This window comes from Bacillus sp. JJ1474 (genome assembly GCF_036965225.1).
Classification (GTDB): Bacteria; Bacillota; Bacilli; order Bacillales; family Cytobacillaceae; genus Cytobacillus.
On sequence record NZ_JBALPC010000318.1, the window covers coordinates 1,851 to 3,115 of the forward strand.

The window sequence follows — 1,265 nt, forward strand, 5'->3', positions numbered from 1 at the left end:
ATTGTGGAATGAAGAAGAGCATTTAGCTTCTTCGTCCCTTTTTAATTTACTTACTCTATCCTTTGTTTACTAATACCTTTTTTGCTATCTTTTTTTATTCATCATATTGCTCATCAAAATTCACATTAGTATCAACTGGTGGATGGTGGTATAGTAATTCTTCAATAATGTCTCTAAGTCTCAATAATTCTTTATGCTTCGATTCATCAAAATCACTAGCTGTTCTAAGGTTTTTTCTTAGATGTTCAATTTCCTGCTGCTGTTGCTGAACCTTATCCCTTAATTCACTTTCAACCTTTAGAATTTCTTTAGCATAACCAATAAGCCAATCAAAATTATCTTTTGGAGTAGAAATTCAAACTTTTCCGAACAATTCACCTATAAGATAATCATCCTTAATTCCTTTTAGCTAATCCTCCAAATTAACTCCTCCTACCATTTGTTTCTTTGATTTTTCTTCTCATTATTTCTAGACCTTTTAAAATTCCTCAATAGTAAAATAACTCCAATAGAAACCAGTCCAATTATCACTGCAGGTATTACATAATAAAAGAATATAATAAAAATCTCGGTCTCTTTATTCCATTCCAAACTTCTTCACTCCTATCATTTTTTTACTAACTAGAACGCCATCTTCTACCGAATTTTTCAGTTGCTTCACGCATAAGCTCCTGGTATTGAGAACGATACCTTTCTTTTTCCTTTCTTTCGTTATTCAATCTACGGTTCATAGATTCAACAAAAGAAGGATTATCGCTTCTATATAATTTCTCTGATTCTCTCGACAATGACCTGATCAATGAGTTTTTAAGAACTTCTTCATCAATGGTTAAATCCTGTCTTTTTGCTCTTTTTACAGACGTTCTACCAACATATACACCAATATGAGAAGGTATTTCGTGTTTAACTGTTTCATACAACTCTTTTGTCATAACATAATAATTAAAGTTGCCACAAAATGTTTTCTTAGCTTTGCTTCTGAAATCCGAAACAGAAACTTTAATCTCATAACAGCGCCAAATACCCTTTGTGTCATAAGTCATGTAATCTACTCTTTCATCACCGAACCAGCCGATTGTTACTTCAAAGCAGCCAAATATACCTTGTTTCTTTGTCGCTGAATAAATTTGACGTTCTAATTGAACAGTCAACTCCGTTTTTGCGATTTTATACCCCTCCTAATCAACTGATCTTTCACTGTGTAAAACATCCTATAGGCAAATTAACAATAAATTTACAATTAAGAAACACACACTAAATAATAT

The 1,265-nt window shown here is 32.0% G+C and carries 1 protein-coding gene; it reads right to left on the reverse strand.

The window, feature by feature from the left end; genetic code table 11:
- Nucleotides 1-617: 617 nt before the first annotated feature.
- Entirely contained in the window at nucleotides 618-1,151 is a 534-nt protein-coding gene (locus V7164_RS25290; RefSeq protein ID WP_335348519.1) for a hypothetical protein, read from the reverse strand.
- Between the last annotated feature and the right edge of the window lie 114 nt (nucleotides 1,152-1,265).